General features: G+C 72.0%; 31 protein-coding genes. 14 read left to right on the top strand and 17 right to left on the bottom strand.

Annotated features, from left to right (window positions below; all coding sequences use genetic code 11):
* Positions 1–26 precede the first annotated feature (26 nt).
* Positions 27–3,629 carry a cobaltochelatase subunit CobN gene (gene cobN, locus Q5762_RS22395; RefSeq protein ID WP_315893984.1) on the top strand — a complete coding sequence of 1,201 codons (3,603 nt, stop codon included), beginning with the start codon at positions 27–29 and terminating at the stop codon, positions 3,627–3,629.
* Here cobN and abc-f read toward each other — a convergent pair.
* Positions 3,626–5,257 (bottom strand): ribosomal protection-like ABC-F family protein, encoded by a 1,632-nt coding sequence (abc-f, locus tag Q5762_RS22400; protein ID WP_399495237.1) that lies wholly within the window; start codon positions 5,255–5,257, stop codon positions 3,626–3,628. The two genes, cobN and abc-f, sit on opposite strands and share 4 nt — an antisense overlap.
* 141 nt (positions 5,258–5,398) lie before the next feature.
* On the opposite strand from abc-f, the gene Q5762_RS22405 reads away from it, so the two are divergent.
* Positions 5,399–6,280, top strand: coding sequence for an alpha/beta hydrolase (locus Q5762_RS22405; protein ID WP_315893986.1), 882 nt, complete (start codon positions 5,399–5,401; stop codon positions 6,278–6,280).
* Between the two features lie 41 nt (positions 6,281–6,321).
* Here the strand turns inward: Q5762_RS22405 and Q5762_RS22410 are convergent, their stop codons facing one another.
* The 3 genes from Q5762_RS22410 to Q5762_RS22420 all read right to left on the bottom strand — a co-directional run bounded on the left by Q5762_RS22410 (position 6,322) and on the right by Q5762_RS22420 (position 8,565).
* A complete protein-coding gene (locus tag Q5762_RS22410) occupies positions 6,322–7,281 on the bottom strand; it encodes a nucleoside hydrolase (RefSeq protein WP_315893987.1) in 960 nt (319 codons plus the stop codon).
* Between the two features lie 71 nt (positions 7,282–7,352).
* Positions 7,353–7,562, bottom strand: coding sequence for a hypothetical protein (locus tag Q5762_RS22415; protein WP_315893988.1), 210 nt, complete (start codon positions 7,560–7,562; stop codon positions 7,353–7,355).
* A 43-nt stretch (positions 7,563–7,605) separates the two neighbouring features.
* A complete protein-coding gene (locus Q5762_RS22420; RefSeq protein WP_315893989.1) occupies positions 7,606–8,565 on the bottom strand; it encodes a D-2-hydroxyacid dehydrogenase family protein in 960 nt (319 codons plus the stop codon).
* Positions 8,566–8,761: 196 nt separating this feature from the next.
* Between Q5762_RS22420 and Q5762_RS22425 the strand changes: the two genes are divergently transcribed.
* Complete coding sequence (locus Q5762_RS22425; protein ID WP_315893990.1) at positions 8,762–10,087, top strand: hypothetical protein; 1,326 nt, start codon at positions 8,762–8,764, stop codon at positions 10,085–10,087.
* Positions 10,088–10,111: 24 nt separating this feature from the next.
* Here Q5762_RS22425 and Q5762_RS22430 read toward each other — a convergent pair whose 3' ends face one another.
* The gene (locus Q5762_RS22430) at positions 10,112–10,855 is read right to left on the bottom strand and encodes a PP2C family serine/threonine-protein phosphatase (RefSeq protein ID WP_315893991.1); all 744 of its coding nucleotides are present in this window, start codon (positions 10,853–10,855) and stop codon (positions 10,112–10,114) included.
* A gap of 156 nt (positions 10,856–11,011) precedes the next feature.
* Here Q5762_RS22430 and Q5762_RS22435 point away from each other — a divergent pair, with 156 nt between their 5' ends.
* Positions 11,012–11,311 carry a hypothetical protein gene (locus Q5762_RS22435; RefSeq protein WP_315893992.1) on the top strand — a complete coding sequence of 100 codons (300 nt, stop codon included), beginning with the start codon at positions 11,012–11,014 and terminating at the stop codon, positions 11,309–11,311.
* A 156-nt stretch (positions 11,312–11,467) separates the two neighbouring features.
* Here Q5762_RS22435 and Q5762_RS22440 read toward each other — a convergent pair whose 3' ends face one another.
* Complete coding sequence (locus Q5762_RS22440) at positions 11,468–12,265, bottom strand: hypothetical protein (RefSeq protein ID WP_315893993.1); 798 nt, start codon at positions 12,263–12,265, stop codon at positions 11,468–11,470.
* A gap of 192 nt (positions 12,266–12,457) precedes the next feature.
* Between Q5762_RS22440 and Q5762_RS22445 the strand changes: the two genes are divergently transcribed.
* Both Q5762_RS22445 and Q5762_RS22450 read left to right on the top strand, forming a co-directional pair.
* Positions 12,458–12,757 carry a hypothetical protein gene (locus Q5762_RS22445; RefSeq protein ID WP_315893994.1) on the top strand — a complete coding sequence of 100 codons (300 nt, stop codon included), beginning with the start codon at positions 12,458–12,460 and terminating at the stop codon, positions 12,755–12,757.
* 215 nt (positions 12,758–12,972) lie between these two features.
* Complete coding sequence (locus Q5762_RS22450; protein WP_315893995.1) at positions 12,973–13,185, top strand: hypothetical protein; 213 nt, start codon at positions 12,973–12,975, stop codon at positions 13,183–13,185.
* 96 nt (positions 13,186–13,281) lie between these two features.
* Here the strand turns inward: Q5762_RS22450 and Q5762_RS22455 are convergent, their stop codons facing one another.
* The 4 genes from Q5762_RS22455 to Q5762_RS22470 all read right to left on the bottom strand — a co-directional run bounded on the left by Q5762_RS22455 (position 13,282) and on the right by Q5762_RS22470 (position 15,350).
* Complete coding sequence (locus tag Q5762_RS22455; protein ID WP_315893996.1) at positions 13,282–13,539, bottom strand: hypothetical protein; 258 nt, start codon at positions 13,537–13,539, stop codon at positions 13,282–13,284.
* Positions 13,540–13,621: 82 nt separating this feature from the next.
* Positions 13,622–14,110 (bottom strand): DUF1772 domain-containing protein, encoded by a 489-nt coding sequence (locus Q5762_RS22460; RefSeq protein WP_315893997.1) that lies wholly within the window; start codon positions 14,108–14,110, stop codon positions 13,622–13,624.
* 122 nt (positions 14,111–14,232) lie between these two features.
* Complete coding sequence (locus tag Q5762_RS22465; RefSeq protein WP_315893998.1) at positions 14,233–14,628, bottom strand: VOC family protein; 396 nt, start codon at positions 14,626–14,628, stop codon at positions 14,233–14,235.
* A gap of 2 nt (positions 14,629–14,630) precedes the next feature.
* Positions 14,631–15,350, bottom strand: a complete 720-nt coding sequence (locus Q5762_RS22470) for an NAD(P)-binding domain-containing protein (protein WP_315893999.1) — start codon at positions 15,348–15,350, stop codon at positions 14,631–14,633.
* Positions 15,351–15,443: 93 nt separating this feature from the next.
* Between Q5762_RS22470 and Q5762_RS22475 the strand changes: the two genes are divergently transcribed.
* Positions 15,444–16,403 carry a WYL domain-containing protein gene (locus tag Q5762_RS22475; RefSeq protein ID WP_315894000.1) on the top strand — a complete coding sequence of 320 codons (960 nt, stop codon included), beginning with the start codon at positions 15,444–15,446 and terminating at the stop codon, positions 16,401–16,403.
* A gap of 117 nt (positions 16,404–16,520) precedes the next feature.
* The gene (locus tag Q5762_RS22480) at positions 16,521–16,979 is read left to right on the top strand and encodes a hypothetical protein (RefSeq protein WP_315894001.1); all 459 of its coding nucleotides are present in this window, start codon (positions 16,521–16,523) and stop codon (positions 16,977–16,979) included.
* 195 nt (positions 16,980–17,174) lie between these two features.
* Here the strand turns inward: Q5762_RS22480 and Q5762_RS22485 are convergent, their stop codons facing one another.
* From Q5762_RS22485 to Q5762_RS22505, 5 genes are all read right to left on the bottom strand, one after another.
* On the bottom strand, positions 17,175–17,477 hold the full coding sequence (locus tag Q5762_RS22485; RefSeq protein WP_315894002.1) for a hypothetical protein: 303 nt from the start codon (positions 17,475–17,477) through the stop codon (positions 17,175–17,177).
* A gap of 465 nt (positions 17,478–17,942) precedes the next feature.
* Positions 17,943–18,215, bottom strand: a complete 273-nt coding sequence (locus Q5762_RS22490; protein ID WP_315894003.1) for a hypothetical protein — start codon at positions 18,213–18,215, stop codon at positions 17,943–17,945.
* A 37-nt stretch (positions 18,216–18,252) separates the two neighbouring features.
* Positions 18,253–18,534, bottom strand: a complete 282-nt coding sequence (locus Q5762_RS22495) for a hypothetical protein (RefSeq protein WP_399495232.1) — start codon at positions 18,532–18,534, stop codon at positions 18,253–18,255.
* A gap of 102 nt (positions 18,535–18,636) precedes the next feature.
* Positions 18,637–18,846 (bottom strand): hypothetical protein, encoded by a 210-nt coding sequence (locus Q5762_RS22500; RefSeq protein WP_315894004.1) that lies wholly within the window; start codon positions 18,844–18,846, stop codon positions 18,637–18,639.
* A 4-nt stretch (positions 18,847–18,850) separates the two neighbouring features.
* On the bottom strand, positions 18,851–19,432 hold the full coding sequence (locus tag Q5762_RS22505; protein WP_315894005.1) for a DUF5994 family protein: 582 nt from the start codon (positions 19,430–19,432) through the stop codon (positions 18,851–18,853).
* A 296-nt stretch (positions 19,433–19,728) separates the two neighbouring features.
* Here Q5762_RS22505 and Q5762_RS22510 point away from each other — a divergent pair, with 296 nt between their 5' ends.
* The 3 genes from Q5762_RS22510 to Q5762_RS22520 all read left to right on the top strand — a co-directional run bounded on the left by Q5762_RS22510 (position 19,729) and on the right by Q5762_RS22520 (position 22,248).
* Positions 19,729–20,223: a DUF5994 family protein gene (locus tag Q5762_RS22510; protein ID WP_315894006.1), complete on the top strand. Its 495-nt coding sequence runs from the start codon at positions 19,729–19,731 to the stop codon at positions 20,221–20,223.
* 261 nt (positions 20,224–20,484) lie between these two features.
* The gene (locus Q5762_RS22515) at positions 20,485–20,637 is read left to right on the top strand and encodes a hypothetical protein (protein WP_315894007.1); all 153 of its coding nucleotides are present in this window, start codon (positions 20,485–20,487) and stop codon (positions 20,635–20,637) included.
* 129 nt (positions 20,638–20,766) lie between these two features.
* Entirely contained in the window at positions 20,767–22,248 is a 1,482-nt protein-coding gene (locus Q5762_RS22520; protein ID WP_315894008.1) for a UDP-N-acetylmuramoyl-L-alanyl-D-glutamate--2,6-diaminopimelate ligase, read from the top strand.
* A gap of 212 nt (positions 22,249–22,460) precedes the next feature.
* Here Q5762_RS22520 and Q5762_RS22525 read toward each other — a convergent pair whose 3' ends face one another.
* Positions 22,461–23,036 (bottom strand): NAD(P)H-dependent oxidoreductase, encoded by a 576-nt coding sequence (locus Q5762_RS22525; RefSeq protein WP_315894009.1) that lies wholly within the window; start codon positions 23,034–23,036, stop codon positions 22,461–22,463.
* A gap of 125 nt (positions 23,037–23,161) precedes the next feature.
* Between Q5762_RS22525 and Q5762_RS22530 the strand changes: the two genes are divergently transcribed.
* Together Q5762_RS22530 and Q5762_RS22535 are read left to right on the top strand one after the other, a co-directional pair.
* Positions 23,162–23,686, top strand: coding sequence for a MarR family winged helix-turn-helix transcriptional regulator (locus tag Q5762_RS22530; protein WP_315894010.1), 525 nt, complete (start codon positions 23,162–23,164; stop codon positions 23,684–23,686).
* A 167-nt stretch (positions 23,687–23,853) separates the two neighbouring features.
* On the top strand, positions 23,854–24,153 hold the full coding sequence (locus Q5762_RS22535; RefSeq protein WP_315894011.1) for a hypothetical protein: 300 nt from the start codon (positions 23,854–23,856) through the stop codon (positions 24,151–24,153).
* Positions 24,154–24,302: 149 nt separating this feature from the next.
* Here Q5762_RS22535 and Q5762_RS22540 read toward each other — a convergent pair whose 3' ends face one another.
* Positions 24,303–25,091: an MBL fold metallo-hydrolase gene (locus Q5762_RS22540; RefSeq protein WP_315894012.1), complete on the bottom strand. Its 789-nt coding sequence runs from the start codon at positions 25,089–25,091 to the stop codon at positions 24,303–24,305.
* An 85-nt stretch (positions 25,092–25,176) separates the two neighbouring features.
* Between Q5762_RS22540 and Q5762_RS22545 the strand changes: the two genes are divergently transcribed.
* Entirely contained in the window at positions 25,177–25,776 is a 600-nt protein-coding gene (locus Q5762_RS22545) for an ABATE domain-containing protein (RefSeq protein ID WP_315894013.1), read from the top strand.
* Positions 25,777–25,962 lie beyond the last annotated feature (186 nt).

Genomic DNA, 25,962 nt, shown 5'->3' on the forward strand with positions numbered 1-25,962 from the left:
CAACCCCGAGGAAGGCCTGCGCACGCATGCGAATTCTGTTGCTGTCGCACTCCGACACCGACCTGCTCAGCGCCCGTGCGGCCGGCGGTCCGGTCGAGTACCGGTTCGCCAACCCGTCCCGGCTCGCCCTGGACGACCTCGGCGGGCTCCTCGACGGCGCCGACCTCGTTCTCGTACGGCTCCTCGGCGGGCTGCGGGCCTGGGAGGACGGGCTCGACGCGCTGCGCACCGCCGGAAAGCCGCTCGTCGTGCTCAGCGGCGAACAGGCCCCGGACGCCCAGCTCATGGAGGCGTCCACCGTCCCCGTCGGCGTCGCCACCGAGGCCCACGCGTACCTCGCGCACGGCGGCCCGGCCAACCTGGAGCAGCTCGCCCGGTTCCTCTCCGACACCGTGCTGCTCACCGGCCACGGCTTCGAGGCCCCGGCCGCCGCGCCCACCTGGGGTCCCCTGGAGCGCGCCCCGCGTACGGAGACCGGCCCGACCGTCGCCGTGCTCTACTACCGCGCCCACCACATGAGCGGGAACACCGCCTTCGTCGACTCCCTCTGCGAGGCGATCGAGGACGCGGGTGCCCAGGCCCTGCCGCTGTACGTCGCCTCCCTGCGCGCCCCCGAGCCCGAGCTGCTCGAAACGCTCCGGCGCGCGGACTCGATCGTCACCACCGTGCTCGCCGCCGGTGGCACCAAGCCGGCAGAGGCGCAGGCCGGCGGCGACGAGGAGGCCTGGGACGCGGGGGCGCTCGCCGCCCTCGACGTACCGATCCTGCAGGCGCTCTGCCTCACCGGATCGCGCGCGGCCTGGGAGGAGAACGACGAAGGGCTCTCCCCGCTGGACGCCGCCAGCCAGGTCGCCGTGCCCGAGTTCGACGGCCGGCTGATCACCGTCCCGTTCTCCTTCAAGGAGATCGACGAGGACGGCCTCCCGGCGTACGTCGCCGACACCGAGCGAGCCGCCCGTGTCGCCGGGATCGCCGTGCGCCACGCCCGGCTGCGGCACATCCCGAACGCCGAGAAGAAGCTCGCGCTCGTCCTCTCCGCGTACCCGACCAAGCACTCCCGGATCGGCAACGCGGTCGGCCTGGACACCCCCGCCTCCGCCGTGGCCCTGCTCAGGCGGCTGCGCGAGGAGGGGTACGACTTCGGTCCCGTGGAGGAGATCCCCGGCCTGGTCTCCGGTGACGGCGACGAGCTGATCTACGCCCTGATCGAGGCCGGCGGCCACGACCAGGACTGGCTGACCGAGGAGCAGCTCGCCCGCAACCCGGTCCGCATCCCGGCCGCCGACTACAAGCGCTGGTACGCGACCCTCCCGGAGGAGCTGCGCGAGGGCGTCGAGCGGCACTGGGGGCCGCCGCCCGGCGAGATGTTCCTCGACCGGTCCCGTAACCCCGAGGGTGACATCGTCCTCGCCGCCCTGCGGCGCGGGAACCTGCTGATCCTCATCCAGCCGCCGCGCGGCTTCGGCGAGAACCCGATCGCGATCTACCACGACCCCGATCTCCCGCCGTCCCACCACTACTTGGCTGCCTACCGCTGGATCGCGGCGCGCGCCGAGGACGGCGGTTTCGGGGCGGACGCGATGGTCCACCTCGGCAAGCACGGCAACCTGGAGTGGCTGCCGGGCAAGAACGCGGGCCTGTCGGCCGCGTGCGGCCCGGACGCGGCGCTCGGCGACATCCCCCTGATCTACCCGTTCCTGGTCAACGACCCGGGCGAGGGCACCCAGGCCAAGCGGCGCGTGCACGCGACCCTGGTCGACCACCTGGTGCCGCCGATGGCCCGCGCCGACTCCTACGGCGACATCGCGCGCCTGGAGCAGCTGCTCGACGAGTACGCGCAGATCTCCTCCATGGACCCGTCCAAGCTGCCCGCGATCCGCGCGCAGATCTGGACGCTGATCCAGGCGGCGAAGCTCGACCACGACCTGGGCATGGCGGACCGCCCGGCGGACGACGGCTTCGACGACTTCCTGCTGCACGTCGACGGCTGGCTGTGCGAGGTCAAGGACGCGCAGATCAGGGACGGTCTGCACGTGCTCGGCGGGGCGCCGGTGGGCGAGGCGCGGGTCAATCTCGTCCTGTCGATCCTGCGCGCCCGCCAGATCTGGGGCGGCACGCAGGCCCTGCCGGGTCTGCGCGAGGCCCTCGGCCTGGACGAGTCCGCCGCGACCCGGACCACCGCCGACGAGGCGGAGGCCACGGCGCGCGAGCTGGTCGAGGCGATGGAGGCGGCGGACTGGTCCGTGGACGCGGTCGCGACCGTCGCGAAGGCGTACGGCCCCGATGTCGCCGCCGTCCTCCGGTTCGCGTGCGAGCAGGTGGTGCCCCGGCTGGCGGCGACCACCGACGAACTCACCCACGCCGTCCACGCGTTGAACGGCGGCTTCGTCCCGGCGGGCCCGTCCGGCTCGCCCCTCCGGGGCCTGGTCAACGTGCTGCCGACCGGCCGGAACTTCTACTCCGTCGACCCCAAGGCCGTCCCCTCCCGCCTCGCGTGGGAGACCGGCCAGGCGCTCGCCGACTCGCTCCTGGAGCGCTACCGCTCCGACAACGGCGAGTGGCCGACGTCCGTGGGCCTGTCCCTCTGGGGTACGAGCGCGATGCGCACGGCCGGCGACGACGTGGCCGAAGCCATGGCGCTGCTGGGCATCCGCCCCACCTGGGACGACGCCTCGCGCCGGGTGAACGGCCTGGAGGCGATCCCGCTCGCCGAGCTGGGCCGCCCGCGCATCGACGTCACGCTGCGCATCTCGGGCTTCTTCCGGGACGCGTTCCCGCACGTCATCGGCCTCCTGGACGACGCCGTACGGCTGGCCGCCGGGCTCGACGAGCCGGCCGGGGACAACTACGTACGGGCGCACGCGCAGGCCGACCTGGCCGAGCACGGCGACGAGCGGCGGGCGACCACCCGGATCTTCGGCTCGCGGCCGGGCACGTACGGCGCGGGCATCCTCCAGCTGATCGACTCCCGTGACTGGCGGACGGACGCGGACCTCGCCGAGGTGTACACGGTGTGGGGCGGGTACGCGTACGGCCGGGGGCTCGAAGGCCGTCCGGCGCGCACCGAGATGGAGACGGCGTACAAGCGGATCGCGGTGGCCGCGAAGAACACGGACACCCGCGAGCACGACATCGCCGACTCCGACGACTACTTCCAGTACCACGGCGGCATGGTGGCGACCGTCCGCGCGCTCACGGGCGCGGCCCCCGAGGCGTACATCGGCGACTCCACCCGCCCGGAGACGGTCCGCACCCGGACGCTGGTCGAGGAGACCTCGCGGGTCTTCCGGGCTCGCGTGGTCAACCCGAAGTGGATCGAGGCGATGCGCCGCCACGGCTACAAGGGCGCGTTCGAGCTCGCGGCGACGGTCGACTACCTCTTCGGCTACGACGCGACGACCGGCGTGGTCGCCGACTGGATGTACGACAAGCTCACCGAGACGTACGTCCTCGACCCGGAGAACCAGGCCTTCCTGAAGGAGGCCAACCCCTGGGCCCTGCACGGCATCGCGGAGCGCCTGCTGGAGGCCGAGTCGCGCGGCATGTGGGAGAAGCCGGACCCGGCGACCCTGGCCGCCCTGCGCCAGGTGTTCCTGGAGACGGAGGGCGACCTGGAGGGCGACGACTAGCTCGCGTGCGGGACGTGCGCCGGGGCCGGGGCCAGTTCGAGGTGGCGGCCCCGGAAGCCGGCGCGGATGCGGCGGTCGTGGGTGACGATCACCAGCGTGCCGGGGTAGTGGGCGAGGGCGGCCTCCAGTTCCTCCACCAGGCCGGGGGCGAGGTGGTTGGTCGGTTCGTCGAGGAGGAGCAGGTCGGCGGGGCGGGTGACCAGGCGGGCCAGTTCCAGCTTGCGGCGCTGGCCGGTGGACAACTCCCGTACGGGGATGGCCAGATCGGCCGCCGCGAAGAGCCCGAGCCGTAGCAGCTCGTCCGCCCGGTCCGCTCCGAATGCCTCCGCCACCGTGCGGGGGTCGTCGGGCAGGGCGGTGTCCTGGCGGAGCACGCCGACCCGGGACGGGGCCGTCACCGTCCCGCCGTCCGGGGCGAGTTCGCCCGCGAGGACCTTCAGGAGCGTGGTCTTTCCGGCGCCGTTGGGGCCGGTGACGAGGAGCCGCTCGCCGGCGGGCAGGTGCAGGGCGTCCAGGTGCAGCCGGCCCGCCACCCGTACGTCGGTCAGGGTGACCGCGCCCGCCGCCCGGCCCTCGACGGCCGCCGTGAACCGCAGCGGTTCCGGGGGCGCGGGCACCGGGCGCTCGGTGAGCCGGTGGAGCTGTTCGCGGGCTGCCCGGATCCTGCTCATCGCGCCGTGCGCCCGGGACCGGGCCCGGAAGGCGCCCGCCCCGCTGAACGACGCCGGGGCCTTGCGCGGGATGGCCGAGAAGCGGTCGATGTGGGTGTCGGCGAGGGCGGTGTACCGGGCGGTCTCGGTACGCCACTCCTCGTACTCCCGCTCCCAGCGGGCCCGTTCGGCGGCGCGGCCGGTGAGGTAGCCGGCGTAGCCGTTGCCGTATCTGTGGACGGTGTGCAGCTCGCCGTTCACCTCCAGGACGGTGGTGGTGACCCGGTCGAGGAAGGTCCGGTCGTGGGTGACGGCGACGACCGTCCCCCGGTGGGCGCGCAGCCGCTCCTCCAGCCAGCCGGCCGCCTCGTCGTCGAGGTCGTTGGTCGGCTCGTCGAGGAGGAGGAGTTCGGGGTCGGCGGCGAGGGTCGCGGCGAGCGCCAGGCGCGACCGCTGCCCGCCGGACAACGTGCCGAGCGGGCGGTCGCGGTCGAGCGGTTCGCGCTCGCCGAGCTGCCGCAGGGTGGTCTCGACCCGCCGGTCGGCGTCCCGCCCGCCGCGCGCCTCGTACGCGGCGAGGAGCGCGGCGTACCCGTCGAGGTCCCCGGTCTCCCGGAGCTCCGCCTCGGCCGTCCGGATGGCCCGCTCCAGCTCCCGTACGTCGGCGAGCGCGAGGTCGACGGCGTCGCCGACGCTCGCCGTGCCGGGGAGGTCCAGGGTCTGGGCGAGGTGGCCGAGACCGCCGGGGGAGTCGACGGTGACGGTGCCGTTGTCCGGCCGCTCCGGACCGGCGAGGAGACGGAGGAGGGTGGACTTGCCGGAGCCGTTGTCGCCGACGACGCCGACGCGCTCGCCGGGCCGGACGGTGAGGGAGACCCGGTCGAGGACGAGCCGGTCGTCGTAGCGCTTGGTGACGTCGGTGAGATGGACACGGAACAAGGGCGATCTCCTGTCGTGGGCGACACAGGCGGTGTGAATCGATGAAACGAGACGTATCGTCTCGTTCGATGACTGTAGGACACCTCGCGCGATTCCGCAAGACGCTGCGTCTCGCGATGAGTTTCAAGGGCGGCGGGTGTCTATCCATACGAACCGTGCGAGACCTGAGGAGAACGAACCATGACCGAGATCGACACCGACACCCGCACGCTGGAAGCGACCGGCGCCACCCTGCGCTACGACATCCGGGCGGCGGCCGGCGGCTCCGGCGAGCGCCCCACCCCCCTCTTCCTGATCGGTTCCCCCATGGACGCGAGCGGATTCGTGACGCTGGCCTCCCACTTCACCGACCGGACCGTCGTCACCTACGACCCCCGGGGCGTGGCCCGCAGCGTCCGCACCGACGGCGCCGCCGAGGCGACGCCCGAGGAGCACGCCGACGACCTGCGGCGGATCATCGAGGCGCTCGGAACCGGACCGGTCGACGTCTTCGCGAGCAGCGGCGGAGCCGTCAACGCGCTCGCCCTCGTGGCACGCAACGGCGACCTGGTACGGACCCTCGTCGCGCACGAGCCGCCGACGGCGCAGGTCCTCCCGGACCGCGAGGAGGCGCTCGCGCTCTGCGCGGACATCCACGCGACCTACCTGCGCGACGGGATGGGGCCCGCGATGGCGAAGTTCATCGCGCTGACGAGCCGGAAGGGCCCCGTCCCGGCGGACTGGGCCGACGAGCCCGCCCCCTCGCCCGCCACCTTCGGCCTGCCGACCGAGGACGACGGCTCGCGCGACGACGCGCTGCTCGGGCAGAACATCCGCGCGTGCACCGGCTACCGGCCCGACTTCGCCGCGCTCCGCGCCGCGTCGACCCGCATCGTCGTCGCGGTGGGCGAGGAGTCCGAGGGCGAGCTGGCCCACCGCGCGGGGGTGGAGGTCGCCGTCGGCCTGGGCAGCGAGCCGGTGGTGTTCCCCAGCCACCACGGCGGCTTCCTGGGCGGCGAGTACGGCCAGCAGGGCGCTCCGACGGAGTTCGCGAAGGCCCTGCACGACGTACTGGCGGGCTGAGGCGCTCGGCGGGCGTGTCAGGCGCGCTCGCCCAGCGCGTGTCAGGCGCGCTCGCCCAGCACCCGTACCGCCTCGATGATCAGTTCCCAGAAGCCCTGGACGTCGACCTCCATCCCCACGTCCACGTTCGGCGGCCGGCCCGTCACCCCGAGCAGGTCCACGACCGTCGCGCCCCGGGTGTACGTACCGGTCAGCTCGATCGTGACCGCAGCCCTGACCAGGCTGATCAGCGACGGGTCGATCAGATGCGCCACGGTCAGCGGATCGTGCAGCGGCGGCGCGTCGAAGCCGTACACCTCGCGGTAGGTCGAGGCGAAGTAGGTGAGCAGCTCGACGCAGAGCCGGGAGAGCGGGGTGCCGAACGCCGCGATCCGGGAGACGACCTCGGGGGTCGCCCGGGCCTGGTGGGTGGCGTTCAGCCCGAACATCGTGATCGGCAGCCCGCTGGAGAAGACGATGTCCGCCGCCTCCGGGTCGCAGAGGATGTTGAACTCGGCGGCCGGGGTGGTGTTCCCGGGCCCGGTCGAGCCGCCCATGAGCACGATCCGCTCGATCCGGGGGGTCAGCTCCGGGTGGGCGAGCAGGAAGGTGGCGATGTTGGTCAGGGGCCCGGTCGGGACGAGCGTCACGGGCGCGGCGTGCGCGAGGAGGGTGTCCCGGATCAGGGTGCGGGCGTCGCGCGGGTCCTGCGGGACGTCCGGTTCGCCCTCGCCGAAGCCGGGGCCGTCGAGCCCCGACCCGCCGGGGATGTCCTCGGCGACGCGCTGCTCGCGGTCCGGGCCGCCGCGCAGCGGCCGGTCCCGGCCGGCCGCGATCGGCACGTCGCGGATCCCGGCGACGGCGCAGACGCGGCGCGCGTTGAGGGTGGTCTTCTCGACCGTCTGATTGCCCGCCACGGTGGTGACGGCAAGCAGCTCGACGGCCGGATGGGCGGCGGCCAGCAGGATGTTGAACGCGTCGTCGTGACCGGGATCGCAGTCGAGGATCACGGGTACGGGCATACCTCCACGGTCCCACACGGCCACCCCCGAGGTCACGAGCCCAAGGTTCGTTACGCCCCCTGACTTCTCCCTTAGTTCGGGGACACCCCGTACACCCGCTCCCCGACCGCGAACTGGTACCCCGGGCTGCCGACGACGTCCCAGCGCTTCTTGGACCGCTTCCACTCGGCGATGTCGCCGGTGCCTTCGTCGATCCTGAAGAGGCCCGCCGTACCGCCGTAGATGTGCTGCGCGCGCCCGCTGACCCAGCGCCAGTCCTGCCTGCGCCGCGTGCCGGTCACGCGCCGTGCGGTACCCCTTGTCCGCGGACAACCACACCGGCTTCTACCCCAGCGTCCGCACCGGCGCCCCCGCCAGGAACGCCTCGATGTTCTCCACCGCCTGCCCGAAGTAGCGGCCGTAGTTGCCCCGCGTCACGTACCCCAGGTGCGGCAGCGCCAGGACGTTCGGCAGGGTGCGCTGGGGGTCGTCGGCCGGCAGCGGTTCGGTGGTGAAGACGTCGAGGCCCGCCCCCGCGATCCAGCCCTCCCGCAGCGCCCGCAGCAGCGCCGCGCCGTCCACCAGGCCCGCCCGTGAGGTGTTGACGAGGTACGCCGACGGGCGCATCGTCCGCAGCTCGGCCTCCCCGATCAGGTGGCGGGTCCGCTCCGAGAGCACCATGTGCAGGGAGACGAAGTCCGCGCGTTCCATGAGCTCCTGCAGGTCCGCCGCCCGCGCGACGCCGTGCTCCGCCGCCCGCTCGTCCGTCAGGTTAGGGCTCCAGGCGACGACGTCCATGCCGAAGGCGAGCCCGACCCGGGCGACCCGGCCGCCGATCTTGCCGAGGCCGACGAGCCCGAGCGTCCGCCCGGCCAGGTCCGTGCCGACCGTCGACTGCCAGGGCCCGCCCTCGCGCACCGCCCGCGCCTCGGCCGGTACGTGCCGGGCGAGGCCCAGGAGCAGCGCCCAGGTCAGCTCGGCGGGCGGCTCGGAGGCGCTGGCCGTACCGCAGACGGTGATGCCGAGCGCGGTCGCGCCCGCCACGTCGATGGAGGCGTTGCGCATCCCGGAGGTGACCACGAGCCGCAGCCGGGGCAGCCGCCGCAGCAGCTCGGCGTCGAGCGGGGTCCGCTCCCGCATGACGACGAGGATCTCGCAGTCCTCGACGGCGGCGACGAGCGCGTCCCGGTCGGTCAGGTGCTCGCGCAGGACGCGTACGTCGACGCGGTCGGCGAGCGGGCTCCAGTCGGCGGAGGCGAGGGCGACGCCCTGATAGTCGTCGAGTACGGCGCAGCGGGGCTTCATGCCCTCATGATCGCGCGGCCGTTGATCGTACGACAGGGGCGGCGGGCGTGCGGCGTGGTGCTGCGGCAGGCGGGTGACAGCCGGCGACCGGCCCTGCGGGTGGCGCAGCCCGGAGCGACAAACCCGCGGTCCGGCCGGAGGATTGCCCTTATTTGCACCGGAGTGTGACCGGAGAGGGACTGATGAGGGAGAACGTATGAGCGCGCCAGGACCCTCGGATCCCTCGGATCCCTCGGACTCCTCAGGCGCCGATTCCTCGGCAGAGCTGGAGGCGCTGCGGACCCGGATCGCCGCACTGGAAGCGGAGGCGAAGGCGAAGCCGCCGCGCCACCGGCTGCGGTCCTTCCTCGCCGCGCTGCTGATCGTCCTCGGCTGCGTCCTCGCCCCGCTGGGCGTCATCGCCGCCTGGACGGCCGACGAGATCGGCGACACCGACCGGTACGTCGCCACGGTCGCCCCGCTCGCCTCCGACCCGGACATCCAGGCCGCCGTCGCCAACCGGGTCACCGGCGCGGTCATGGAACACATCGACCTGACCGACCTCCTGGAGGGCGTCGCCCCCGACCAACGCCCGTTGCTGGCCAAGGCCCTGGGCCGGCTCGGCAGCTCCCTGGAGAGCGCGGTCCAGAGCTTCGTCCACGACAAGGCGGAGGAGATCGTCGCCTCGGACGCCTTCGAGACGGTCTGGACCGACGCCAACCGCGCCATCCACACCTCGGTCGTCCGCGCCCTGACCGGCAGCGGCGAAGGCGCCGTGGAGATCAAGAACGACACGGTGACGCTCGACCTCGCCCCGGTCATCGAGCGGGTCAAGCAACGCCTGGTCGAGTCCGGTCTCACGGTCGCCGAGAAGATCCCCGAGGTGCACACCGACTTCACGGTCCTCAAGGCCGACGACATCGGGAAGGTGAAGACCGGCTTCCGGCTGCTCCAGATCATGGGCTTCTGGCTGCCGGTGCTCGCCGTCCTGCTCGCCGCCGCCGGGGTCCTGCTCTCCGCGCATCGCCGCCGGTCCCTGATCGCGGCTGCGCTCGGCTTCGCGGTGGCGGCGGTGATCCTCGGGATCGGCCTGACCGTGTTCCGTACGGTCTATCTCAACGCCCTGCCCGACACCGTCTCGCAGGCCGCCGCCGGCTCCCTCTACGACGCCATGGTCCGGCTCCTGCGGACGACGATCAGGATGGTCGTGGTCCTCGGGGTGGTGCTCGCGCTGGCGGCCTGGCTGACCGGGCCGGGCCGGTCGGCCACGGTGGTGCGCGAGCTGTGGCACTCGGGCATCGCGGCGACCCGCGCGACGGCCGACCGGGTGGGCATGCGCACGGGCCCGGTCGGCCCGTTCGTCCAGCGGCACCGGGGGTGGATCACCTGGATCCTGGTGGCGGCGGCGGTCGTGGCGTACGTCCTCTGGGACCATCCGACGGGCTGGGTGGTCCTGGTCATGGCGCTGCTGTTGCTGCTCGCACTGGCGGTGACGGAATTCCTGGCGGAGGAGGAGAAGCGTCCTGAGCGGGAGCCGTCCTGAGCGGAAGCCGTCCTGCGGGCCCCCTCACTCCCCGACGCGGACGAGGGCGAGGGTGATGTTGTCCGGCCCGCCGGCCTCGATGGCGGCCTTCCACAGCTCGAACGCCGCCTTGCCGTCGTCGTGGACCCGCAGCAGCTCCTCGATCGCGTCCTCCGGTACGGGATCGGTCAGCCCGTCGCTGCACACGAGGTAGCGGTCGCCGAGGGAGAGCGGGAAGGCGGCGACGTGCGGGGTGACGGCGTCGTACGCGTGGCTGCCGCCGAGGGTCTGGGTGACGGCGGAGGTGGTGCGGTGGCCGGGCGCGGGCGGCGGGCTGTCGTCCACGCTGACCTGGCGGAGCCCGTCGCCGGCGGCGCGGAAGACCTTGCTGTCGCCGACGTTGAACGACAGCAGCGACTCGGCCAGGACGAGGGTGCCCGCGACCGTCGTCCCCATGGTGGCGAGCTCGGGACGGCCGTCGGCGGCGGCGTACACGGCCTGGTTGCACAGCTCCAGCGCCTCGCCGACCGTCTCCGTACCGTCGAGGGCGGGGCCGAGGTCGGCGAGCCGCCGGACGACCAGGGAACTGGCCACCTCACCGGCCGGCTGCCCGCCGAGCCCGTCGGCGACGGCGACGAGCAGGGGCCGGTCCAGCGGGAAGAGCAGGGTCTGCGGGCTGTCGGTCACGGTCCCGCACAGGGTCCACGGCCCGACGACGAGGCTGTCCTCGTTGTGGTCGCGGAGCAGCCCGGCGTGGCTCAGGGCGGTCACGGCGATGTAAGGCGCCAAGGCGCGGCCTCCTCCCGGCTTCCGCCGCCCCCCTCACTCCCCCTCACCCCCATTGTCGCTCCGGCATGCGGGGCGCGGCCCGCCGTCGCACGCTGGTCGTGAGCCGCCTGTCCGCCGGGGAAGGCCGCGGAAGTGCCGAGGAAGGGACGTCCGTCGATGTTCGCGAGGCTGAGCACCTACCAGGGGTCACCGGTTCCGCCGGAGGGTGACCTGACCGCCAAGTCGGAGGCGATCGTCAAGCTGGTCGAGAACCTGCCGGGCTTCCGGGGCGCGTACTACCTGGTGGACCGGGCGACGGGGCAGGCGCGGTCGCTCACCCTGTGGGAGGACGAGGCGGCGATGGTGGCGAGCGAGGAGGAGGCGGGCCGGGTCAGGGACGAGTCGTCCCAGCGGGAGGGCCAGCAGGTGGTCTCGGTGGATCACTTCGAGGTGGCGTTCGCCCGCCTGGCTCCGTAAGCGGGCCTTCGGTGTGACCGCCGTTCGAAGGGCGACCACACCGATGCCGTACGGGGATGCCGTACGGGTCAGCCGGACAGGCGCGTGTGCGTGCCCCGGCCGGCCGGCGGTGCATGAATCCCCCCGCCCAGACAGCCCGAGCCGCCGCGCGCTCGGTCAGCCGAGGCCGACGCAGACCACGAGCAGGCAGACCTCGGTGGGGGAGGTCGTGGCCGGCGGGGGGCTGGTGTCGGACGGTCCCGTTCCGGTGGCCGGGGGCGCGGACGGCTGCGTGCTCGGGGTGCTCGGGGTGCTCGGCGTGGTCGGTGTGACCGGCGTACGCGCCGGTTCCGTGGTGGCCCTGGCAGGCTGCGGCGCGGTCGTCACCGTCGTACGAGGCGGGGCGGGCGGCGCCGGTGTGGTGGGGAGGGACGCGGCCGCGTGGCGCGGGCTCGTGCGTTCGGCCGGGAGGGACCGCGGGGGAGGCGGGGGCGAGGAGCGGTGTGTGGCGGGCGGTACGGACGTCGGGCGGGTGTCCTGCTCCGAGGAGGGGTCCTCGGCCTGTTCCTCGACGGCGCCCAGACCCGGATTCTGCGGCGCCGTGGCCGCCTGCGCCTGGTCGCCGGACTGCCGGTCCATCGCGGACACGGTCAGACCGCCGCCCACGAGCGCGAACGCGGTCGCGACGACGGCCCGGCGCTGGTTCTTCCGCCACCGGTCACGCTGGCGCCGCCGCGCCGCCCGCCCTTCGGGCACGGTCGGCACATCCGCGAGGTCGACGACGTCGGCCTCCGTCGTGGCGGCGGTGGGTGCGACGGCAGCCATGGTGGCCGAGGCCGGCGCGAGGCGCCCGCCGATGACGGCCGGGGCTATGTCCGGGGCGTAGGCGCCGCATCCGGGGCACACCAACGCGCCGTTGAGATGCCGCCGACACGAGGAGCAGTAGTCCATTTCCCGGTCTTCCTGAGTTGACATGCCGTCGACCCGCCGGGCGGCGGTTCGGTCACGTTCGCAAAGGGAATCGAGCGGCCAGCAACGCTAACTAAGCTTTCGAAAGACTGTGCGCAGTCAATGTGAGGCTCGTGTGGGGATTCCCTGCAGGGCGAGACATCAACTGCCCCTGGGGGCCGGGAGTGTGGGCCCGGCGGTGGTCGGTACCTTGGGCGCATGTCGATATCTGTGGGCCTCAGCCTCGATGTCTCCGGTTTGCAGCCGGGAGAAGAGACGGCGCGTGTCACCGAGGCACTGAACGAGTTCCTGATCAAGCACGATCTCGAGAGGGACGTGGTGGTGGGACGGGGTGCGTCGCCGGAAGAGGTCTCCGCGTGGAGCGAGTACCCGATCATCGTGACCCGCTTCGGCGCCTGGGCCGACAGGATCGAGCAGGCCGCTCACGACACCGTACGAGCGGTGGCTCCGGCCGCACGGGTAGACCTCCGGTGGAGCTTCGAGGACGAGGACGACTAGGCCGGCGTAGAAGACTTCGAACCGGTCGAAGACCGACGTCCGGGTCGAGGCCGGGCGGCCACGCCGTGCTTCACGGGACGTCTGTCGAGGCACCGTCGCGTCACCCGGTGGTCCGGGGCCGCCCGGACCAGGGCGAGCTGCGGCATCCCCGTCACCAGCGGCATCCCGTAGAACGAGCCGCCCGGTGACTGCGCCCGCTCCCACGCCGCCAGGGTGTGCCGGGGCAGCGGCAGGCCCAGGGCGGTACCGGCGACGGCCTCGAAGGCGAGCAGTATGGCCCGCTGCCACGGCTTGATCCGGCGCCCGCGATCGGCCCGAGCGCGGCCCGGGCCTGCGTGAGCAACCGCCGGGCCACCCGCGACTTCACGACCAACCACCCGGCCTCCGAACTCCCCTGCGACGACAAGGGCAACCGCCGGGCGGCCTGACCTGGGGCCCCCGCGCGAGACGGACTCCAGCCAGAAGGCCCTGGTCTCCGACCAGGGCCTTCGTTCAAGAACGGATGACGGGATTCGAATCCGCGCTCAGGGCGCGGACGGAGTCCCCGCCCCCGAGGGGTCGATGACGTTGCCGTTGGAGCAGTTGTTCTTGTGGTTCCCCGTCCAGTCGCTGAGTGCGGGCACCACGGCCAGTTCCTGGATGCACACGTCACCGGCGGTGAAGTTCCAGTTGTTGGCCGCGTTGACGCCGCTGCCGACGTTGGAGTCGTCGTCGGCGTGGGCGGGTGCTGCCATGGCAACACCGGCGAGGACCAGCACAGCGGCAGAAATGATCTTCTTCATGGTCTGAGAACGACCCACGTGAATCGGCGGTGCGCCCGTTCACCCGCATGGCGACGCGGGTCGTTCATCCGCTCCAGGACCGTCAGGCCGGCGTCGGCAACCGCCTCACGCCTGGCTGCGGTTGCCTGAGGGCGAGTATGACCAGCAGCACGAACGCGGCGAGGGCGGTGAGCGTGCGCAGGTTGTTGAAGAGTTCCCAGCGCCGCAGGATCTCCGCGTGGTCGGCCGGGGTCGAGGTGAGGGCCCATTCCTTGATCCGGCCGTTGATCGGCACATTGCCGAGCCGGGTGATCAGGAAGGACGCGAGGGTCAGCAGACCTGCCGCACCCGCGATCAGCCGGGCGCGGCCGCGCGTCAGGGTCGCGAGAGCGAGGGAGCCCAGCGCGGCCACGGCCATCGCCCCCTGCACGGTGATGCCGTTCATCTTCATCAGTTCGGCGTGGAACGACAGCCGCATGTCGAGCGGTACCGCGTTGAAGGTGGGGACGAGATTGGCCGCGCCGTAGCCGAACGCGCCCGCGAGGAGGCCGGTGGCGAGCAGGGCGAGCCCGTGGAGGAGTCGGATGCGCATGGGTGTCGGCTCCAAGAAGGTGTGGTGGCGGGGCCAGGTGCGGTCGGCTCTTACCCCTTCGACGGAGCACGGCACCAGAATGTGAGGCGGCACCTCGCCCCACCGGCCCTTCTACGACGTCCCTAATGGCGTCCGTGGATGCAGAAGGGCTGGCCGGAGGGGTCGAGCAGGACCGTCCAGTGCTTTCCGCCGGGCTGGTGGCCGGGTTTGGTGGCGCCCAGTTCCAGGAGCCGCCTCTCGGCCGCCATGACGTCGGGGAAGGAGAAGTCCATGTGGAAGGGCAGCTCCTCCTCCGGCCACCGGGGTGCCGCGAAGGAAACGGACGTGTAGAAGAGGTACATCGCCCCGTCGACGTAGAAGGCACAGGCGGCGTCGTCGCCGTTCTCGTCGGGGTAGGTCTGGGAGACCTCGGTGCCGAGGGCGGTGGCGTAGAAGTCGGCGAGCTGCCGGCCGTCGCGGGCCCACATCGCATGGCACATGATCGTGCCGCGCAGAGGGCTGTCGGTGTTCGTGGCCATGGTCAGCGGACGACCTTGATGCCGAAGTGGCCGCCGAACTGCTGGCCCAGACCGAAGCCGATGGCGGAGTGCATGTGCGCGTACATCTCCATGCCCCGGGCGCAGACGATCGGGCCGAGGTCGAGGATGTCGGTCCAGCCGTAGGACTTCAGCAGGTCGGTGGCCTGCTGCTTGGCTGCCGCGTCCTCGCCGGCGACGAACATGGTGTGGTCCCCGCCGCCGACGCTCGTCGGGTCGACGACCGTGCTCTGCTCCTGGGTGACGAAGGACTTCACGACCTTGGTCTCGGGCAGGGCGCGCTGGATCTGCTCGCCGAGGCTGTCGCTGTCGCACGGGTCCAGCTTCGGCATGATCCCCCACGGCGTCGGCCAGGGGTGCTCCGGCGTGTGCTGGTAGATGAACGGGACGGCGTAGTCGACGAGCGTCTTGCCGGCGAGCTGGTCGGCGATGGCGGACAGCGCGGCGACGGCGTTGTGGCCGTCGATGCCGTTGATCACCAGACCGTCGGAGGCGGCCGCGGCGTCGCCGAAGGAGTGCAGCTCGATGCCGGGGTGCTCGGCGAGGAACTCCTTGAAGGGCGGGGTGCCCATCATGTCGGGCTCGGTCCGGGCCAGGGTCGCCTCGGGGTCGCGGGTGCCGACGTGGACCTCGTGGCCCAGCTCGGCGAGCTTGGCGATGTGGGCGCGCGCGCCGCCGCCGGTACCGAGAACAGCGATTTTCATGGGGAATCCTCCCGATTTGCTCCGTGTGGACGTCTCCACCGTAGAGGCCTTTCAGGACAGGTGGTGTCCTTTGACAGCGGCATCATGGAATACATGACGAGCGACATGACCGCCCGCATGCTGCGACTGCTGTCCCTGCTCCAGACCCGGCGCGAATGGTCCGGCGCCGACCTGGCCGAACGTCTCGACGTGACCGTCCGCACCGTCCGCCGCGACATCGACCGCCTGCGCGAGCTCGGCTATCCCGTCGACAGCGCCCGAGGCCACGCCGGCGGCTACCGCCTCACCTCCGGCAGCGACTTGCCGCCGCTCCTCCTCGACGACGAGGAGGCCGTCGCCATCACCGTCGCCCTGCGCACCGCCGCCGGTGGTCTCACCGGCATCGAGGAGACCGCCCTACGGGCCCTGGCCAAGCTCGAACAGGTCCTGCCCGGCCGGTTGCGCGGCCAGGTCACCGCCCTGCAGGCCGCCCTCGCCGGCATCACCTGGGAGGACCGGGGACCGCGCGTCGACCCGGCCCTGCTGGCCGCCCTCGCCGTCGCCTGCCGCGACCACGAGATCATCACCTTCGACTACACCGGCCGGCAGGGCACCGTCACCCGGCGTCGCGCCGAGCCGTGCCACCTGGTCGACTCCGGCGGCCTCTGGTACCTCCTCGCGCACGACACCGACAAGGACGACTGGCGCCTCTTCCGCCTCGACCGCACCACCGACCCCACCCCCACCGGCCGACGCGTCCCACCCCGCCCCGTACCCGGCGACGACCCCGCCGCCTTCGTCGCGAGCCGCCTGTCCGCGGCCCCCACCCGCCACCGCGCCGTCGCCACCGTCCACGCCCCAGCCGACCATGTCCGCGCCCACACCCGCGGCCTGGCCACCCGCCTGACCCCCATCGACGCACACACCTGCCGCCTCGACGCTTCGGACGACCACCTCCCCCGCATCGCCCAAACCCTCGCCGCCCTCGACACCGACTACACCCTCGACGCCGCCCCCGACGTCCTGGCCCACCTCACCAGCACCGCCCAACGCACGCTGCGCGCCATGAACTGACCGCGTGGGAGCACGTGGAGGACGCGATGTGCCCCAAGCTGTTGGGGCAACAACGGTCCCCCCGACAGGACTACAGGAGAGGCCACGGCACGTGCGCAACGGAAAATGCAAGCGCAAATGACCGCGATCGAACGCCTTTGGGAAGCCTTTCAGCTTCCCATCAGAGACGCACTGCACTTCGCCGACGCGCACTCCTGTGATGTCGCCCTCGACTCCGATGTGCCGAGCGGTTTGAGGGTGCTCGCCCCGTTCGACCTGGACGAGATGCTGGAGAGCGATCCGTCTTGGGTGGCTTCGGTCGATGGGCTGGCCGCAGTAGACCTGGGGAGTAATGGGCTGCTGTGGGGTGGCGAGGGTTCGTACGGCTCGGAGGGGTTCATCGCACGGTTGACTGTCGATCGTGCGCTCGTCTGGGCGATCTTCTTCATGGAATCCAATCCATTCGATCGGATCCAACTGTCCGAAAACGTCGCCACCTTCAGCTCAACCTCGGGGATCGAGATCACAGTTGACATCGATGATCCACGAACTCTGATCGAGGACGTCGCCGAAGAGGTCGGCGAAGGGAGCAGATGAACGCCTTCCGCACCGCTGCCGGTGAGGTCGTCGAGGCTCCGCCGCCCGACGTCGAGGTGCTGGGCGTCGACGAGACCGGACGGGGGCGGACCGGCTGGGACAAGACCCCGTCGCCGGCAAGTGGAAGATGGCCAGGGACCGCTCGCACACCGGGTCCTTCGACGCCCTCGAACCCCGGGCGAGTTCGAGGTCCGTTCAGGCGGCGCCGCTGGCGTCCGGGGCGATGAAGCGCCGGTAGAGGGGGGCGAACGTCACCTGGGGCTCGGTCGTGATGCCCAGTTCCCCCTTGACCACGGGTGCGATCTTGTCGGCGATGAAGCGCGTGAAGTGTTCCTCCGTCTCCCAGACGTCGGCCACGTGGAAGCCGTCGTCGGCGAACCAGCCCATGTGCATCACGAACCCGTCCGGAGAGTCGTCTTCCCAGCCCACCCGGGCACGCGTCGCGTCGTACACCTCTGGCGTCATCTCGGGCCACACAAAGGTCATCACGACTGCCATGGCAGTTCCTCTCAATCGCCTCGGTGCGCCGCAGCACGTGCGGCACGGCAGTACGACGCTAAGCAGGTCAGGCCGGCCGGGCACCTCGGAGCAGCCATTCGGAGCAGGTCGCCCCGCGGCAGGGAGGGCTGGCGCGCCGCCATGCGGAGGCGTACGCCTCGAACCTGATCGCCCGGACATGTGCTCGGTCCAGGAGCACACCCAACAGCTCTTCCCCGAAGCTCTCGGAGCGGTCCGGGTCCCCAAGCTGTCCGGGCGGGCGGGCCGGCGGCGCTGCACTCGTCAGGTGCCGCCGCACGTCTCGGCCGACTGTGCGGCAACCTTCTCCCGCCTGGTGCTCGCACACGGCTCCCCGGTCCTGTCGCCATCCTTCGGCGAGGCGGTCCTGACGTCGAAAGCCCGACGGAGCCGCCCACGAAGGCCGCGCCGAGGGCGGCCGACTGGCGGCCGACTCCAGATCGGCGCTCAGCCGCGTTCTTCCTCTTCGGCCTCCATGCGCCTGATTCCCCGGTGGGTGAGGGAGACCATCGCGGGTGTGTTGCCCGGTTCCCAGTCGACGGTGATCAACTCCTCGCCGGCCAGGTAGGTGCAGGCGGCGGCCAGGTCTTCCTCCGGGATGCGCAGGTCGTTCCGCAGCTTCCGCCCCGGGACTCCGAGGAGACGGTTGCCTTCGGTGGCTTCGTAGAGGGCGGTCAGGACCCGTTCGCGGTAGACCTGTCGCTCGCGGAGTGTCGCCATGGCCGAGTCCTTTCGTGCGTACGGGGCTGATTGCTCCTCAGACCTCGTCCACGTGGGCGCCGGCGCCGGTGAGCGGCCTGCTTGTGGTCAGCCAGGACCGCGCGGGTCCGGCGGCGGACCCGGTGTCGACGGTGAGGTGGAGCCGGGTGCCGCCGTCGGGGGCCGGGTAGCTGCGTTGTTCCGTCCCGGCGAAGGAGCGGCGGATTGCTTCGGCGACCGCGCGGGCGGCCTCGGGGGAGGCGGCGACGATGCGGATCTCGGCACGTCCTGCCTGCGGCAGGGTCTCGTGCTCGGTGGGGTACAACTCGGTGGGGTACAAGGCGTTTGGTCCCTTCGGGCGACGTGCGAGAGGCCGGCGGGTGGGTTGTCCCGGGTGTCGGGTGCCCCACCCGCGGCCTTCGGTCGGAGGAGTGGTCTGAGGTCAGGGCCAGGTGCCCGTGAGCCTGCGGCTGGGGGCTTGCCCTGTCTGCCCGTGGTGCCCGTGGCCGGGTGGACGGGCGATGGCCGGGTAGGGGTCGCTGAAGAGGTACGCCGCGATGCGTGCGTCGTGCTGGGCGTTGAGCCGGTGGATCAGGCGCATGCCGAGCGCGATCAGGAGGGCGCCCGTCGCGAGCGCGAACACGGTCTCCATGTCGTCACCTCCGCCTGTTCCCCGGGAGGGGGATCATCCGCGCGCCGACGACCGGGTGCCGGACGACCGTGTGCCGGACGACCGGGTTCCGGAGAGGCTGCGGGGCGGACCCGCCGTCGGTCTCCCAGGCGTCCTCGCTGTTCCGGGCGTCCCGCATGCGGCGGCCGGTCGCGGCTTCGTCGGACATCAGCACACCGGCGGTGAGGACGCTGCCGGGGATGGCGGCGGCGGCCATGAGCCGGGCGGCTGCGGCGGGTTCGGTCTCGGGCGGGATCACCAGCAGGTCGCAGCGGCCGACGGTGTAGGAGAGCAGGATCATCTTGTCGGGATCCTGTTCGCTGAACCAGCCGACATGCACGGTGTGCCCGGTGACGGGAACCTTGTGCGGGACGACGGGCCAACGGGCGGGGTTCACCGTGACGCGTGTGATACGTCCGAAGCGCCCCTCCATCGCGTCGACCAGTGGTGGAAGCTCGGCTGCGAGATCGCGCGAGTACGGCCACCAGGCGCCGTCCAACTGGCCGGCGAGCGTGGTGGTGGGTGTCAGCGCCAGGCGCGCCGAATGCGGGGGAGCGATGGTGGTCATGATCGCGGACCCGTCTCCGGGCCGCCCTGCAGGGCGGCCCAGTGTCTTGCATCGCCGGAAACGACGTCCGCGTGGGAGCGGGTGCTCGAGTTACTCCCGGTACCTTCAGCGTACTCCGCCCCGTGGTCGGACAAGCGGTTTCTGACCAGGTGGTTTCCGACCGGGAACACCGCCCGGCCGATGCTCGCGGCCGATGCTCGCGGGTGGGATCGCAGACGCGCGGAGTACCGTGAGACCACGGCGGTTTCTCGTCGGCCATGAGGCGTCGGCGGCCCCGCGCAGGCAGGCGGACCACCATGGCCGAATCTGACACCCCCACACCTCAGAAGCTCCTCCCGGACGAGATCCACCGAGCGGTGAAGCCCGGCACGGCCGTGCTCCGGTTGCAGACGACGCACTCCCGCGAAGGTGTCCTCGACGGCGCGTGGTGGCCCCGCTCCCGGGACGTCGTGACCGAGCTGCCCGCCCTGATCGAGGCGCTCACCGCACACCTCGGCCCCGTCACGAGGGTCGGCCTGGACACCGATGCCTGGGGGCCGGTCCCGACGCGCCTGGTCATCGACGACCGGGTCGTCCATCTGGACTCGTTTCCCGTCGGCGACGACACCGTCCTCATCACCCGCGGCGACAACGACCACTTCGCCCTGCTGGTGGTACCGCCGGACACGACACCCGATGCGGCACGTGGCGCCATGGCCCGAGCGGTCCGCGCCGACAACGTCACCCAGGCCGCCGAGATCCTTGTCGCCACGCTTCCCGACCCGGTGACCGACCGCGAGGAGCCGGGATGATCCCGAGGGCGGACATCCGTGATGATGGACGCGATCGGGCTGAAGGTCCGCGACGGTGCGGTCGCCGACCGGCCGGTCCGCATCGCCGTCGGGATCACGCCGTGATCCGTGCGCGCCAGGACGAGCGCCCCTCCACCTGAGCCATCGCTCCCTCCAAGCATCCACGTACGGGGACGGCTGGTCGCCGTCGTAGACGGAGGTGGCCTTCACGCGCCGGCAGCGGCGGTCCTCGGGCCACTGAGCGGGCCGTACACTCGGCCCATGGCTCGCACACGTTCCTCGAGGCAGTGCCTGCAGCAGGCCGCCTCCGGGATGCGCCCGGCCGCCGGTGTTCCGACCGTCGTCGACCCGGCCCGCGCGGCCCTCGCCGCGGCGCCCGAGACCCGCCGTACCGTCCTGCACGGCCACGGCTAGCGCTTCGCGCCTCCGGCTCCTCCGGCTTCTCCGCTCCACATCACCACAGCAGCTTCCCGGCATGCCGCCGGGCGCTGCCGCCTGGCTACGGCCGCACGCCCGGGCCCGAGCCCCCTCGAAGGGATCATTGTGAAGCTGAGCGACTTGCTGGCCGGGCAGGAGCACCACGTTCTCCAGGGTGATCCGGACACGACGCTGATCTCGGCAGGGACCACCTTCGACGCCGACCGGGTGACGCCGGGCGCACTCTTCATCGCCGTCCCCGGACACCGGGCAGGCGGCCCCGGCTCCGTCTCGCCCGCCCTGGCCCGGGGCGCCGCCGCCGTACTCGTCGACGGAAGGGAACCCGACCTGCCGGCCGAGGCGTGGCCCCCGGGCGCGTGCGCCGTCCGGGTACCCGACACGCGGACGGCCGCCGCGGTGGTGACCTCCCGCTACTTCGGCGAGCCGGGGCGGCAGATGGACATGGTGGCGATCACCGGAACCAACGGCAAGACCTCCGTCTCGTACATGGTCGAGTCCGTGCTGCGGATCGCCGAGGGCTGCCGGGTGGGCGTGATCGGGACCGCCGGAAGCAGGATCGGCGACGAGCCGATCCCCATGCCCCCCTCGGTACTGACCACGCCGGAGTCTCCCGACCTGCAGTACCTCCTGGGGTACATGCGTGACCGCGGGGCCGCCGGTGTGGTGTTGGAGGCCACGTCGATGGCGCTGCTGACGCACCGGGTGGACCGTACGTTCATCGACGTCGGGGTCTTCACCAACCTGACGCAGGACCATCTGGACGACCACGGGACGATGGAGGACTACCGGGACGCCAAACTGCGGCTCTTCCAGGGCCTGTGCCGGCGCGCGGTGGTCAACGCCGACGACCCGGTGGGCGCGTCCATCGTGTCGATGATGCCGGGTGCGGTGACCACGTACGCCCTGGACCGCCCGGCCGACTACCGGGCCACCGACCTGGTGGTGAGTGCCTCGGGTACCCGGTTCACCCTCCACCACGACGGACGCGCCTACCCGGCCTCGATCCCCGTCCCCGGCCGGTTCTCGGTGGCCAACGCGCTGGCCACCGTGGCAGCCTGCCACCTGCTGGGGCACGAGCTGGGCCCCCTGGTCGCCGCGCTCGACCGGATGTCGCCGGTCCCGGGCCGGCTGGAACGCTTCCGGACCCCGCTGGGCACGTCGGTGATCGTGGACTACGCCCACTCGCCGGACTCCCTGGACAAGGTCCTGACCACCATCCGGGGCTTCGCCCGCGGTCGGGTGATCACGGTCTTCGGCTGCGGCGGGGACCGCGACACCACCAAACGGGCCGAGATGGGCCAGATCGCCGGGACCCATTCCGACCTCTGTGTCCTGACCTCGGACAACCCCCGCAACGAGGACCCCGAGGCCATCCTGGACCAGGTCTCCCCCGGCCTCACGGCGACCGGCACCCCCTTCCGGCGCTACGCCGACCGCCGCCAGGCGATCGCCTTCGCCCTGTCCGCGGCGGGCCCCGACGACACGATCCTGATCGCAGGCAAGGGCAGCGAACCGCACCAGATCGTCGGCGAGAAGCTGCTCCCCTTCAGCGACATGGCCACGGTGCGCGAACTGGCCCAGACCTAGGCAGCGCGCAGTACCGGGCGTCCGACGGCCGGACCACCGCCGGTGTCAGCAATGTCCCTGACGGGAAAGGCTGTCGGTCGACGCGCTTCCGGGCCGCGACGCGGGCTGCCCGCTCGCGCAGCTCTTGGTGGACCGTCGCGTGTGCCGGGGCCGGCGCCGGGCCCTGGCGAGCCGGGCCGGCGGGAGAGCCTTCGGGGCAGGGGCGGGCCCGGTCAGGCTGCGACCGTCGCGGCCGTGCGCAGGGGCTCGAGTGCGGTGCTCCAGGCGATGACCTGGTCGAGCATCGTGTTCAGGGTGGGCAGGTTGTAGTCGCCGGGCTTGAAGACCTGGTAGTTCTCGAATTCGGTGTGCAGCGACAGTGGGACCTGCTGGCGTACGTCCGCCATCTGGAGTTCGCCGGCGACCAGGCGCAGCTGCTCGACCGAGCGGACTCCGCCCGCGGCACCGTAGGACACGTAGCCGACCGCCTTGTTGTTCCACTCGGCGTAGAGGAAATCGAGGGCGTTCTTCAGCACGCCCGGGATGCCGTGGTTGTACTCCGGCGTCACGATGACGAACCCGTCGAACGATGCGATCTTCTCCGCCCACTGCCGGGTGTGCTCGTTCTGGTACTGGCCGAGCGACGGCGGCATGGGCTCGTCGAGGTGCGGCAGCGGGTAGTCGCGGAGGTCGAGAAGTTCGAACGCGGCATCGGTACGGCGTGATCCGATGTCGAGCGCCCAGCGGGCGACCTGTTCACCGATGCGGTTGGGGCGGGTGCTGCCGAGGATGATGCCGATCTTGAGCATGACGGGCCTGACCTTCCTCGTACGCGGTGTTTGTTGTTCGGCACCTGTGGATGTCTGCTGCCCCACAGATGGTCTGCCAGGCAGACGATCTGTGTAACAACGGGACGATTGATACCATTCCTGGCATGGGCAGCCGGCCGCCGAGCGCACCGGTCGTCGGGTGCGGCGACCTCACCGAGGACTTCGGGTTCTCCCTGATGGCGGTGGCGCACGCGTACCGCACCGCCGTCTCCTCGGTGCTCGGGAGCGTCCCGCAGGGTGCGCGCGGATACCAGACGCTCGCCGCCGTGGTGGAGGGCGACGAGCCCAATCAGCTCGCCCTGGCCCGCTATCTGCGGATCGACCGCACTGTGATGACCTACCTGATCGACGAGCTCGTGGCCGCCGGGCTGGTCGAGCGCCGGCTCGACCCCGCCGACCGGCGCCGACGCAAGATCGTCGCGACAGCCCACGGCATCGATACCGCCCGGGAGCTGCAACGGCGGGTGCGAGAGGCGGAGGACGGGCTTCTCTCCGCGATCGACGAGGACGACCGCGAGCTGTTCCGGACCCTGCTACGACGAGTCGCTCGCAGCCTCGGCGACGTCGAGCCGTGCGACGCCGACACCGACCGCTGCGACGACGCCGAGCCCGGTCAGCAGTCCTCGTGAGGACGGTGGTCGCCCGTTCGCCGCGGTCGGCAACGAGACTCCCGGGCAGTCCGTGCGCATGGCGCGGACCCGCGGACCCGCGGCTCCGTCGGAGACACGCGTGCGCATGGAGCGGACCCGCGGCTCCCTCGGAGCCACCCTCGACGACGCTCGGACAGTCATGGTTCGTGCCCCGCTTTTCGGTCGCCCAGTGCGGAGTCCCGCGCTGCCTGCGCGATCCGAAGGCCGCATCCCTGGACAGTTTACTGACGGAACGTCAAATCAGTCTCTATCAGAGCATTCTGATTCTCGGACAGGCGCAGGGGTACTTCACGCTCGCGGATCCGCCGCGGCTGCTCTCGGCGAACCTCGTCGCGATGGAGGACGGCTACCAGATGGAGGTCCTGTCCGGTCGCCGCACGAGGAGCGAGGTCGTCGCCGCTCTGCGCGCCTACGCCCGCGCGGTCATCGGCTGCGACCTCGGCTGAGCGGTTTGCCGGGTGCGCGACGCTGAACAGGCGTTGCGCGCCGCCTGCGACGGGGGATCGGTGTGGACCCCCACCTCCCGCGCCTGGGAGCGCGGGAGGTGGGGGTCCAGGAAGGTGTCGGTCGGAGACCGGTCCGCCTGGCTGCAGGGTCAGTTCCGGTCACCCAGGTCCAGGCGGTCGATCAGCCCGGCGTCGGTGAAGGCGGCGACCAGTTCGTCGCGTCCCTCGGTGAAGTGTGCCCAGCTGTCGTAGTGGACGGGAACCACCCGGCGGGCGCCGAGGATCCTGGCGGCGTCGGCGGCCTGCGCGCTGTCGAGGACGATCGGCGCGCCGTCGAAGAGCTGGGGGAAGCGAGGAGCCCCGGCGAACAGGATGGCGGTGCCCACCGGGCCGAACCGTTCGGCGATCTCCTCGACCAGGCCGAGCGAGGCGTTGTCGCCGCTGACGTAGACCGTGGGCAGGTCCGGCCCGGTCAGGACGAAACCGACGACCTGGCCGGTGACCGGCTCGACCTCCTCGCGCGTGCCGGGCCCGTGGAGGGCGGGCACACCCGTGACGGTGACGGTGCCGCCGTCGGCGCGGTCCAGGTCGATCGACTCCCAGTCGGCCAGCCCCCTGGCTTCTGCCCCCAGGCGCTGGCCGCCGCCCGGCGTGGTCAGGGTCAGCGGGACGTCGGCGAGCAGCGCCCGGCCGGAGTCATCGAGGTTGTCGGGGTGCTCGTCGTGGGAGAGCAGGACGACGTCTATGCGGCCGAGGCCGGCCGGGGCGGCGGAGGCGGGCGCTGTCTTGCTCAGTCGGCCGCCCGGCACGGGGTACTCGCGGGGCGCGTCGAAGGTGGGGTCGGTCAGGAATCGCAGCCCGCCGTATTCGAAAAGCGCGGTCGGGCCGCCGAGGACACGGACGGGGAACTGCTCAACGGGCGCGCTGGTGTCAGCCATCAGAACCTCACGAATGGGAAGCGGTTTATCCGTGATGATCGTAGCCGGTGACTCACGGATGGATGCAACCCGTACCATGACAATCATGAGTGAGGCCCCAGCCGTCGAGTCCGTTCCACCGCCCGCGCCGGGGGCGGAGGACCACCTCGCCCTCGACTTCGTCAACAGCGCCATCGCGCTGCCTGGAGGACACTTCATCGATTTCCTCGACACCCCCGAGAGCGCGAATCGGTGGCTCACCGAACACGGCCTCGCGCCGGCCGATGCCGGGGTGCGGGAGAGGTGCGCGGCGCAGCTCCGCACCCTGCGCGAACACATCAGGGCGTTGTTCGCCGCCCGCGTCGGCGGGCTGCCCGCCCCGCCCGTGGCACTGTCCGCCGTCAACGACGCGCTGAGCGGGGCCCCCACGGCCGCCCTGCTGTACTGGGACGAGCTGACCGGCCCCTACCGCGCGGCGCCGTGTCCCACGGACGAGATCCTCGCCCGCGCTCTCGCGACCCTCGCGGCCGACACGGCCGACCTCCTCACCAGCCCCGACGCCGACCGCCTCACCAGCTGCGGGTCCACCCCCTGCAGCCGTTACCTGCTGCGCCACGGACGCCGCCACTGGTGCTCCACCCGCTGCGGCGACCGTGCCCGCGCCGCCCGCGCCTATGCCCGGCGCACCCGGCCGAAAGCAGACTGACGCATCCCGCGCCGCGCGGGAGGGTGGTGCCGATACGGGGGCGATCGTCGCCGGCCCTGTGCGGGGCTCTGCCGCCGAGCTCGTACGGCAGGGCAGCCGACGCGGCGGCGGCTTGGTGCCAGTTGAGCCTGCTCCTGCTCCGCGCGGGTGGGGCATGGTGCGGCGGTACGGTCACCGCGCGCGTAC

The organism is Streptomyces sp. P9(2023) (genome assembly GCF_032436795.1).
Classification (GTDB): domain Bacteria; phylum Actinomycetota; class Actinomycetes; order Streptomycetales; family Streptomycetaceae; genus Streptomyces.

What these genes read in the sequence shown, in the direction of transcription:
- cobN (WP_315893984.1), top strand. Translation starts at nt 27, where the DNA reads ATGCGAATTCTGTTGCTGTCGCACTCCGACACCGACCTGCTCAGCGCC.
- Q5762_RS22405 (WP_315893986.1), top strand. Translation starts at nt 5,399, where the DNA reads ATGACCGAGATCGACACCGACACCCGCACGCTGGAAGCGACCGGCGCC.
- Q5762_RS22410 (WP_315893987.1), bottom strand. Translation starts at nt 7,281, where the DNA reads ATGCCCGTACCCGTGATCCTCGACTGCGATCCCGGTCACGACGACGCG.
- Q5762_RS22420 (WP_315893989.1), bottom strand. Translation starts at nt 8,565, where the DNA reads ATGAAGCCCCGCTGCGCCGTACTCGACGACTATCAGGGCGTCGCCCTC.
- Q5762_RS22425 (WP_315893990.1), top strand. Translation starts at nt 8,762, where the DNA reads ATGAGCGCGCCAGGACCCTCGGATCCCTCGGATCCCTCGGACTCCTCA.
- Q5762_RS22435 (WP_315893992.1), top strand. Translation starts at nt 11,012, where the DNA reads ATGTTCGCGAGGCTGAGCACCTACCAGGGGTCACCGGTTCCGCCGGAG.
- Q5762_RS22440 (WP_315893993.1), bottom strand. Translation starts at nt 12,265, where the DNA reads ATGTCAACTCAGGAAGACCGGGAAATGGACTACTGCTCCTCGTGTCGG.
- Q5762_RS22445 (WP_315893994.1), top strand. Translation starts at nt 12,458, where the DNA reads ATGTCGATATCTGTGGGCCTCAGCCTCGATGTCTCCGGTTTGCAGCCG.
- Q5762_RS22455 (WP_315893996.1), bottom strand. Translation starts at nt 13,539, where the DNA reads ATGAAGAAGATCATTTCTGCCGCTGTGCTGGTCCTCGCCGGTGTTGCC.
- Q5762_RS22460 (WP_315893997.1), bottom strand. Translation starts at nt 14,110, where the DNA reads ATGCGCATCCGACTCCTCCACGGGCTCGCCCTGCTCGCCACCGGCCTC.
- Q5762_RS22465 (WP_315893998.1), bottom strand. Translation starts at nt 14,628, where the DNA reads ATGGCCACGAACACCGACAGCCCTCTGCGCGGCACGATCATGTGCCAT.
- Q5762_RS22470 (WP_315893999.1), bottom strand. Translation starts at nt 15,350, where the DNA reads ATGAAAATCGCTGTTCTCGGTACCGGCGGCGGCGCGCGCGCCCACATC.
- Q5762_RS22475 (WP_315894000.1), top strand. Translation starts at nt 15,444, where the DNA reads ATGACGAGCGACATGACCGCCCGCATGCTGCGACTGCTGTCCCTGCTC.
- Q5762_RS22480 (WP_315894001.1), top strand. Translation starts at nt 16,521, where the DNA reads ATGACCGCGATCGAACGCCTTTGGGAAGCCTTTCAGCTTCCCATCAGA.
- Q5762_RS22485 (WP_315894002.1), bottom strand. Translation starts at nt 17,477, where the DNA reads ATGGCAGTCGTGATGACCTTTGTGTGGCCCGAGATGACGCCAGAGGTG.
- Q5762_RS22490 (WP_315894003.1), bottom strand. Translation starts at nt 18,215, where the DNA reads ATGGCGACACTCCGCGAGCGACAGGTCTACCGCGAACGGGTCCTGACC.
- Q5762_RS22500 (WP_315894004.1), bottom strand. Translation starts at nt 18,846, where the DNA reads ATGGAGACCGTGTTCGCGCTCGCGACGGGCGCCCTCCTGATCGCGCTC.
- Q5762_RS22505 (WP_315894005.1), bottom strand. Translation starts at nt 19,432, where the DNA reads ATGACCACCATCGCTCCCCCGCATTCGGCGCGCCTGGCGCTGACACCC.
- Q5762_RS22510 (WP_315894006.1), top strand. Translation starts at nt 19,729, where the DNA reads ATGGCCGAATCTGACACCCCCACACCTCAGAAGCTCCTCCCGGACGAG.
- Q5762_RS22515 (WP_315894007.1), top strand. Translation starts at nt 20,485, where the DNA reads ATGGCTCGCACACGTTCCTCGAGGCAGTGCCTGCAGCAGGCCGCCTCC.
- Q5762_RS22525 (WP_315894009.1), bottom strand. Translation starts at nt 23,036, where the DNA reads ATGCTCAAGATCGGCATCATCCTCGGCAGCACCCGCCCCAACCGCATC.
- Q5762_RS22530 (WP_315894010.1), top strand. Translation starts at nt 23,162, where the DNA reads ATGGGCAGCCGGCCGCCGAGCGCACCGGTCGTCGGGTGCGGCGACCTC.
- Q5762_RS22540 (WP_315894012.1), bottom strand. Translation starts at nt 25,091, where the DNA reads ATGGCTGACACCAGCGCGCCCGTTGAGCAGTTCCCCGTCCGTGTCCTC.
- Q5762_RS22545 (WP_315894013.1), top strand. Translation starts at nt 25,177, where the DNA reads ATGAGTGAGGCCCCAGCCGTCGAGTCCGTTCCACCGCCCGCGCCGGGG.